This window comes from Pseudomonas sp. B23(2017), from assembly GCF_002113725.1.
Taxonomy (GTDB): Bacteria; Pseudomonadota; Gammaproteobacteria; order Pseudomonadales; family Pseudomonadaceae; genus Aquipseudomonas; species Aquipseudomonas putida_Z.
Genome location: NZ_NEJM01000027.1, coordinates 22,027 through 30,249 on the forward strand (window position 1 = coordinate 22,027; position 8,223 = coordinate 30,249).

Sequence of the window (8,223 nt, forward strand, 5' to 3'; positions counted from 1 at the left end):
CCGGCACAGGCACCGCATTTTCCCAACCTGATCGACCAAGGACTGCGTCCCATGATCCCCAGCATCACCCCCGCGCACCTGCATGACTGGCTGTTCGACGGCCAGGAGATCGCCCTGTTCGACCTGCGCGAACATGGCCAGTACGGCGAAGCTCACCTGTTCTACGCCGTCAACCTGCCGTACAGCCGGCTGGAAATCGAGGCCCCGCGCCTGGCGCCCAACCCGGCGGTGCGGCTGGTGGTCTACGATGCAACCGGCGGCGAGCTGGCGCAGCGCGGCGCCCGGCGGCTGCAGGCCCTGGGCTACACGGCGGTACACTGGCTCGAAGGCGGCAGCCTGGGGTGGCAGGCCGCAGGTTTCGAACTGTTCGCTGGCGTGCACCTGCCATCGAAGGCCTTTGGCGAGCTGGTCGAGCACGCGTGCCACACCCCGCGCATCAGCGCCCCGCAACTGGCCGAATGGCAGCGTCAGGGCAAGCCGCTGGTGCTGCTCGACGGCCGGCCGCTGGACGAGTTCGCCAGGATGAACATCCCCGGCGCCACCTGTTGCCCCAACGGTGAACTGGGCTACCGCCTGGAAGACCTGGTGCAAGACCCGCACACACCGGTAGTGATCAACTGCGCAGGCCGCACGCGCAGCATCATCGGCGCGCAAACGCTGATCAACCTCGGCATCGACAACCCCGTCTATGCCCTGGAAAACGGCACCCAGGGCTGGTACCTGGCGGACCTGCCTCTGGAGCACGGCGGGCAGCGCGGCTATCCGCCCCACAGTGGCCAGGCGCTGGCAAAGCAACGGACGCGAAGCGTGGCCTTGGCGCGCAAGGCGGGGGTGCAGTGGGTGGCGGCAAAGCAGGTGCTGGAATGGCAGCAAGAGGCACGGCGCACGCTGTTCCTGTGCGACGTGCGCACCCCGGAGGAATTTGCCGCCGGCAGCCTGCCCGGTGCGCAACATTGCCCGGGAGGCCAACTGGTGCAGGGCACCGACCTGTACATCGGTGTGCGCAAGGCGCGCGTGGTGCTGTTCGACGACGACGGTGTGCGCGCGCCGGTGGTGGCCAGCTGGCTGCGGCAGATGGGGCATGATGCCTATGTGCTCGAAGGCGGCCTGGGCAGTGGCCTGGCACTACCGGGCAAACCCGGTCTGGCTGTGACCCTGACCGAGGCCAGCGCCGAAGAACTCGACGGCGCCTTGCTGCTGGACCTGCGCTCGAGTACGGCCTACCGCAGGCGCCACCTGCGCGGCGCGCAGTGGGCGATCCGCCCGCAACTGGCCGAGCAGGTGCGCACGCAGCCGCGGCGCCTGGTATTCATCGCCGATGACCCTCGCGTCGCCGAGCTGGCGGCCAGCGAATTGCCCGCTGCACAACGCCAGGAGGCGCGCCTGTTCCCTCGGGCGTTGCAGGCCGAGTGGCCCCAGGTCGAGGATGATGCTTCCCTGGCAGACGCCGCCTGTATCGATTTCCTCTTCTTCGTCCACGACCGCCACGCCGGGAACAAGGAGGCCGCACGCCGTTACCTGGCCTGGGAAACCGGGTTGATCGCGCAGATGAGCGCCGCCGAAGTCGCCAGTTTTGCGCCATTGACCCACGCCGACCCGATCGCCACGCGGTTGGTGCATGCCGGTCGTGGCGAGCCGGGCCAGGGTGCGCATGGCGTCAACCCGCCGGTCAGCCGCCTGAGCACGGTGCTGTTCGACAGCGTCGCCGACCAGCGCGAGGCACGCAGCCGTCGTGACCAGCAACGGGTGCTCAGCTATGGCGCCCGCGGCAACCCCACAGCCTTTGCCCTGGAAGACTTGGTCAGCGAACTGGAAGGCGGCCACCGCACCAAGCTGTTCGCCACCGGGCTGCAGGCCATCACTCAGACGTTTCTCGCCTACCTGCGCCCCGGCGACCATGTGCTGCTCAGCGATGGCGTGTATGGGCCGGTGCGGCGCCTGGCGCGCGAGCTGCTGCAGCCGTTCGGCGTGCAGGTCAGCTATTTTGCCGCGGACGGGCAGGGCCTTGAGGCCGCGCTGCGCCCGAACACGCGCATGGTCTACAGCGAAAGCCCGAGTTCGTTGCTGTACGAACTCAACGACCTGCCGGCCATGGCCGCTCTATGCAAGCCGCGCGGGATCCTGTTGGCGGTCGACAACACCTGGGGTTCGGGCTATCTGCACCAGCCGCTGGCGCTGGGTGCGGACATTTCAGTGATGGCCCTGACCAAATACCTGGGCGGGCACAGCGACGTGATGCTGGGCAGCGTCTGCACCACCCGCGAGGCCTTCGCCGCGTTGTCGCGCAGCAGCGATACCTGCGGTTGCACGGTCAGCCCGGACGATGCCTGGCTGGTACTGCGCGGTGCGCGCAGCCTGGCCAGCCGCATGGCGGTGCACGAGCGCCAGGGCCTGGAAATCGCCCACTGGCTGCAGGCACGAGAGGACGTGGCGCGGGTGTACCACCCGGCGTTGCCGGAGCACCCGGGCCACGCCCTGTGGCGCCGCGACTTCAAGGGCAGCAATGGCCTGCTCAGCATCGAGCTGGCCGACAGCAGCCTGAGCCGGGCGGAAACCTTCATCGATCGCCTGCGCCTGTTCGGCATCGGCGCGTCCTGGGGTGGTTACGAGAGCCTGGTGACCTTGGCCGAGCTGGGCGAGCGAACCTTCGCCACACCCGTGCGTGGGGCCCTGGTGCGCCTGCACGTGGGCCTGGAGGCGGTCAGTTCGCTGCAGCGCGACCTGGACCAGGCGCTACGCTGATCAGCTGTCGGTATGGTGTGCGCCGTGCGGCAGCAGCAGTTCGGCGAGCTTGTCCATGGCCGGTGTCGCCTGGCTGCCTTTGCGGGTGACCAGCTCGTACGGGTCGCTGACCGAGCCCATGGTCAGGGGCAGAATGCGCACCTGTTGGTTCATCGCGCATTGCCGGGCCACGTCGATCGACACCAGTGCCACGAAGTCGGGGCGGTTCTGTAGCAGCGACAAGGTCGCCAGGATCGAGGTGGTTTCCACCAGGTGCAACGGGAAGCGCAGCCCGGCATCGTGGAATTCGCGCTCCAGCTGTACCCGCATCGGCATGTTGGCCCGGTACACGATCCAGCGGCTCTCGGCCAGGTCGGCAAGGTTCAGGTTTTGCGCGTGCTTGAGCGGGTGGTCGATATTGGCGATGACCGCCAGCGTCTCGTCCTGGACAAAGCTGCTGGCAAACAGCTGAGGGCTATTGCTCACGCTGGTGCGGCACAAGGCGACGTCCAGGCGACCGCTCTCGATCTGTGCCAGCAGCGACTGGCTGGTGTCTTCGATGATCTCGAACGACATCTGCGGCTGGATGCTGGCCAACTGCGACACCGCCCTCATCAGCAATGGCACCGCGCCCATGATTGCCCCCACCGCCAGCCGGCCGCCGACCCCGCGCAGGATGGCATCCAGGTCATGCCGCAGGTTTGAAATGTCCGTTTGCACCACGCGCGCGTAGCGGATGGCGCAGTGCCCGGCAGCCGTGGGCTCCAGCCCGCGATTGGTGCGGTTGAACAGCACCGTGCCGAAGGTGGTTTCGATTTCCTGCAACGCCTTGCTCGCTCCGGGCTGGGTAAGCCCGACGCTGCTTGCCGCGCCGAGCAGCGAGCGGTGCTCGTCCAGTTCGATGAGCAGGCGCAGGTGGCGGGCGTGGAGCCTGGACATGATCGAGTTGAGTGAAGGGGTCATCTGGTATGCGTCCGGGTTATACCGATATGGATTGTTCTCAATACCATGGCCAGGCGCGCATTCCTATACTGGCGCTGCACGGTGTCGCATCCAGTGCGGCGGAACCGCCCATAACAATAGCGCCAGGAGGCTGTGAAGGCCCTATGTCCCTGATCAACTACATCACCCAGATCCAGTTCGATATCGGCGCCATTGCGCGCCTGCCTGCCGAGTGCGAGCGCATTGGTATAACCAGGCCTTTGATCGTGACGGACCGTGGCGTGCGTGCTGCCGGTATCGTCGATGTGGCCTTGAGCACCTTCAGTGACAGCAGCGCGCAATTGCCGATCTATGACAGCACGCCGCCCAACCCGAACGAGAACGCCGTGCGTGAAGCGGTTGCCATGTTCCAGGAGTGTGGCTGTGACGGGATCATCGCCATTGGCGGGGGCTCGGCGATCGACCTGGCCAAAGGTGTGGCCGTGTGTGCCAGGCACGACGGCCCATTGAAAAGCTTTGCGGTGATCGAAGGCGGCTTGGCCCGCATTACGGCGGCAACCGCACCGGTAATCGCCGTGCCGACCACGGCGGGCACCGGCAGCGAGGTAGGGCGGGGCGCCATCCTGATTCTCGATGACGGGCGCAAGGTGGGCGTGATCTCGCCCCATGTGGTGCCCAAGGCTGCCATCTGCGACCCGGCGCTGACCCTTGGCCTGCCGGCGCAACTCACCGCCGCCACCGGCATGGACGCCATTGCCCACTGCCTGGAAACCTTCATGGCGCCTGCGTTCAACCCGCCCGCCGACGGCATTGCCCTGGACGGGCTGTGGCGCGCCTGGCGCTTCATCGAAACCGCCACCCGCGAGCCCGGCAACCTGGATAGCCGCGTCAACATGATGAGCGCCTCGCTGCAAGGCGCCCTGGCATTCCAGAAGGGCCTGGGCTGCGTGCACAGCCTCAGCCACGCACTGGGCGGCATCAACCCACGGCTGCACCACGGCACCCTCAACGCGATCTTCCTGCCCGCCGTCATCACCTTCAACCGCAAGGCCGAGACGGTGCTGAACGAGCACAAGATGCAACGCATTGCCCAGGCGATGGGGCTGGCCGACGAAGGCCAGATCGAAGACGCGATCCGCCACATGACTCGTGCGCTGGGCCTGCCGACCGGGCTGCGCGAGCTGGGCGTCAGCGAGGAGCTGTTCCCGCGCATCATCCAGGGTGCGCTGGCCGATCACAGCCACCGCACCAACCCGCGTGAAGCGTCTGCCGAGGACTACCAGTGGCTGCTTGAGGCATCCATGTAGCTCACTGATCCGCTGTTCAACCAAATAACAACAAAAGTGAACGCCCATGACTACCAAATATGCGCAAGCCGAGCTTGGTCGCGAGCCTGAAGCGATCGCGAGCCCGAACCCGTTCAGGAAGTACCAGGCCATCACCGTCAGCCTGCTGCTGGTGATTGGCATCATCAACTACGTCGACCGCAGCGCGCTGTCGATCGCCAACACCTCGATCCAGCGGGACATGGTGATCACGCCGTCACAGATGGGCATTCTGTTGTCGGCATTTTCCCTGGCATATGCCTTTTCCCAGTTGCCGCTGGGCATGATCATCGACCGCCTGGGCAGCAAGATTTCGCTGGGGGCTGCACTGCTGGGCTGGTCGGTGGCGCAGACGGCCTCCGGCCTGATCAACAGTTTTTCCGCGTTCATCGGGCTGAGGGTAGTGCTGGGGATCGGCGAGGCGCCGATGTTCCCGTCGGCGGCCAAGGCGCTGGCGGAGTGGTTCGAGGCCGAGAAACGCGGCACGCCGACCGGCATCGTGCTGTCATCGACCTGCATCGGGCCGTGCATTGCGCCGCCGTTGCTGACGCTGCTGATGGTCAACTGGGGCTGGCGAGGCATGTTCATAGTCACCGGGGTGTTCGGCATCCTGGTCGCCGCTTGCTGGTTCGCCTTCTATAAAAGCAAGGAACGTTACCTGGCCGAGTTGCCTGCCGAGGAGCGTGAACGCCTGCTGGCGGCCCAGGCGCAGAAGCAGACAGTGGCAACGGCCAGGCCGAGCATGAAGGCACAACTGGCGGCATGGGCCGAGTTGTTCCGGCACAAGAGCACCTGGGGCGCTGTGCTGGGCTTCATGGGGGTGATCTACATGCTGTGGCTGCACCTGACCTGGTTGCCGGGCTACTTCGAGCGTGAGCACGGGCTGAGCTTGTACAAGACTGCCTGGGTGGTGTCACTGGCCTACGTTTTCGGCGCCCTGGGCACCATTGTCGCCGGCCGTGTGTGCGACCGCCTGGTGAAGAACGGCGCCAGCGTGCTGGGTAGCCGCAAGCGGGTAGTGGTGAGCGCGTTGTTCGCGGCGGCGGCCTTCACCGTGCCGCTATCGTTCGGCAGCGGCTTCATGCTCAGCGTGGCCCTGCTGTGCTGCGCGTTGTTCAGCGTGAACATGGCCAGCTCCACCGCCTGGATGATTGCCAACACCGTCGTGGATAGCCGGCGCGTGGCCTCGTTTGGCTCCATCCAGAACTTCGGCGGTTACCTTGCGGGTTCGGTGGCACCGATCGTGACGGGGTTCAGCATTCAGCAGACCGGGTCGTTTGCCTCGGCGTTCCTGATCAGTGCGGCGGTCGCGGCGGTGGCGGCGATGGCCTACGTATTGCTGCTGAAGCAGCCGGTGAGTACCGGTCAGTAATCGCAAGGATACGCAACACCTGTGGGAGCGGCCTTGTGTCGCGAAAGGGGGGCGAAGCGCCCCCAGGATCTTCGCATCATTGCGAAATCGCCGGGGCCGCTCTGCGGCCCTTTCGCGACACAAGGCCGCTCCCACATCGACCGCGTTGGCTATCAGTCATGCGCTGTACCTGGGGGCGCTGGCTTGTCGGAGACAAGGGAGTCATAACGGTTTGTGATGCCAGGCATCATGACAATATATTTATCCTTATCAATGCCACGCTCTAGCATCTGTTGCCCGCCATCGCCCATCAATCACGAGGTCTTGATGAACAATTCGCTCTTCATTCCCCAGCGTACCGCGGCATTGTTGCTGCAGCACTGGCTTAGCGGTGAGCTGCTGGCGGAACTGCCCGCCAGCCTCAAACCCGAGACGTTGAAACAGGGCTATGACAGCCAGGACGAGTTGTTTGCGGCCGCCGCAGGCCAGCGCGCCGGGTGGAAGCTGGGTGTCGGCAGCCCCGCAGCCATGCGTGCAGCCAATTTGTCCCGGCCCTTGATTGGCCAGTTGGAGGCGGGGCGCTGTCATGCTGGTGGTGTGCACATTCGGTTGCCGGCCGTTACGCCGGTAACCATCGAATGCGAGGTCGCCTTCGTGCTGGATCGCGATATTCCACCCCAGGTTGGGCGGGTGCCGGCCAGCGAAGATATTCGCGCTACCTGCGTCACCTTCGAAGTGGTGCGCTCGCGCTTCGTCGATCGCAAGATTGTTGGGTGGCCAAGCTTCGTGGCGGACAACGTTGGGTTTGAAGCGCTGGTGATTGGCAACAGCCTGGCAGCAGGCATCGATGTGCCGTTGCTGGCTGACCTGGCCGAAACCACCGAGGTATACGTAGACGGTCAGTTGCGGGCGCGGGGCTTGTCTGGCGATGCGGCGACCGACCCGTTGGCATCGCTGGCCCACCTTTATGCGCATGCCGCCGAACGTGGCCAGACCCTGAAGGCAGGCGATGTGGTGACTACAGGGGCCATGTGCCAGCCATTCGACCTGAACGAAACAGGGCATCAGGTTAGCGCCAGGTATCTTGGCCAGGAGCTGGTGTTTACGCTGTAGCGATGCCCCAGCCTTTTCGCGGGTAACCACGGCGTTGCGATTGTTTGTATGAGTCACCTTGATGCTTTCCCTTAGCGGTACTAATACTAAGAGACTGCCGGGAGGGGGATGAACATGCAGACGCGCTTTGTTGTGGTTCCCGCTGTGCCGCTCAAGAAAGAGATTTACCCGCGTAGTCTTGGCTTTCCCGCGACGTTAGGGGAGGGTTATGACCTTTATGACACACAAGAAAAGCTGCGCCTGACCTTCAACTACCCGACACGCGCCGAGGCGGAGTTCGTATGCGCGTCCCGCAACAGTTGCCGGGATGCCGATGCGGCGGATATCGCCGGGATTGGTTGATGCAGTTGAAGCTTCGCGGAACTTGAGTGCGATGCGGTCCAGGTGGGCGCAACTGACTTGCTCAATTTTTTGAGACGTGCGCGGTCCCTGTGGGAGCGGGTTCACCCGCGAACACCGGCGTAGCCGGTGCCACGCACCGCGTTGCATTCTTCGCGGGTAAACCCGCTCCCACAGGGTTCGCGCCTGGTTCAGGGTTGGCGCCATTCCAGTAGAGGCCATGGCCTTGCCCAAGGATCGTGAAGCCTGCACGGGTCGATGTGGGAGCGGGCGTGCCCGCGATCACCGGCGTAGCCGGTGCCATGCACCGCGTTGCATTATTCGCGGGTAAACTGAACTGGCCTAATGATTTTGGACACCTTCATCGGGCGTTATGATGGCGCCCAATTGGAGGCAAAATCAGTGCGTAAATCTTATTCAAGAGAATACAAA

Annotated in this window: 6 protein-coding genes; 5 read left to right on the forward strand and 1 reads right to left on the reverse strand. The window is 64.7% G+C overall.

What is annotated here, in order from left to right; all coding sequences use genetic code 11:
- Positions 1-51 precede the first annotated feature (51 nt).
- Positions 52-2,742 (forward strand): cystathionine beta-lyase, encoded by a 2,691-nt coding sequence (gene metC, locus CAG46_RS26975; protein WP_085619425.1) that lies wholly within the window; start codon positions 52-54, stop codon positions 2,740-2,742.
- Here metC and CAG46_RS26980 read toward each other — a convergent pair whose 3' ends face one another.
- On the reverse strand, positions 2,743-3,684 hold the full coding sequence (locus CAG46_RS26980) for a LysR family transcriptional regulator (RefSeq protein WP_085619427.1): 942 nt from the start codon (positions 3,682-3,684) through the stop codon (positions 2,743-2,745).
- A gap of 143 nt (positions 3,685-3,827) precedes the next feature.
- On the opposite strand from CAG46_RS26980, the gene CAG46_RS26985 reads away from it, so the two are divergent.
- From CAG46_RS26985 to CAG46_RS27000, 4 genes are all read left to right on the forward strand, one after another.
- On the forward strand, positions 3,828-4,970 hold the full coding sequence (locus CAG46_RS26985; RefSeq protein WP_075045552.1) for an iron-containing alcohol dehydrogenase: 1,143 nt from the start codon (positions 3,828-3,830) through the stop codon (positions 4,968-4,970).
- A gap of 46 nt (positions 4,971-5,016) precedes the next feature.
- Positions 5,017-6,360, forward strand: a complete 1,344-nt coding sequence (locus tag CAG46_RS26990; RefSeq protein ID WP_085619429.1) for an MFS transporter — start codon at positions 5,017-5,019, stop codon at positions 6,358-6,360.
- A 306-nt stretch (positions 6,361-6,666) separates the two neighbouring features.
- Positions 6,667-7,452, forward strand: coding sequence for a 2-keto-4-pentenoate hydratase (locus CAG46_RS26995; protein WP_085619431.1), 786 nt, complete (start codon positions 6,667-6,669; stop codon positions 7,450-7,452).
- Between the two features lie 108 nt (positions 7,453-7,560).
- Positions 7,561-7,794, forward strand: a complete 234-nt coding sequence (locus tag CAG46_RS27000; RefSeq protein ID WP_085588058.1) for a hypothetical protein — start codon at positions 7,561-7,563, stop codon at positions 7,792-7,794.
- Positions 7,795-8,223 lie beyond the last annotated feature (429 nt).

Coding starts and splice junctions, on each gene's coding strand:
- metC (WP_085619425.1), top strand. CDS start 52: ATGATCCCCAGCATCACCCCCGCGCACCTGCATGACTGGCTGTTCGAC.
- CAG46_RS26980 (WP_085619427.1), bottom strand. CDS start 3,684: ATGACCCCTTCACTCAACTCGATCATGTCCAGGCTCCACGCCCGCCAC.
- CAG46_RS26985 (WP_075045552.1), top strand. CDS start 3,828: ATGTCCCTGATCAACTACATCACCCAGATCCAGTTCGATATCGGCGCC.
- CAG46_RS26990 (WP_085619429.1), top strand. CDS start 5,017: ATGACTACCAAATATGCGCAAGCCGAGCTTGGTCGCGAGCCTGAAGCG.
- CAG46_RS26995 (WP_085619431.1), top strand. CDS start 6,667: ATGAACAATTCGCTCTTCATTCCCCAGCGTACCGCGGCATTGTTGCTG.
- CAG46_RS27000 (WP_085588058.1), top strand. CDS start 7,561: ATGAACATGCAGACGCGCTTTGTTGTGGTTCCCGCTGTGCCGCTCAAG.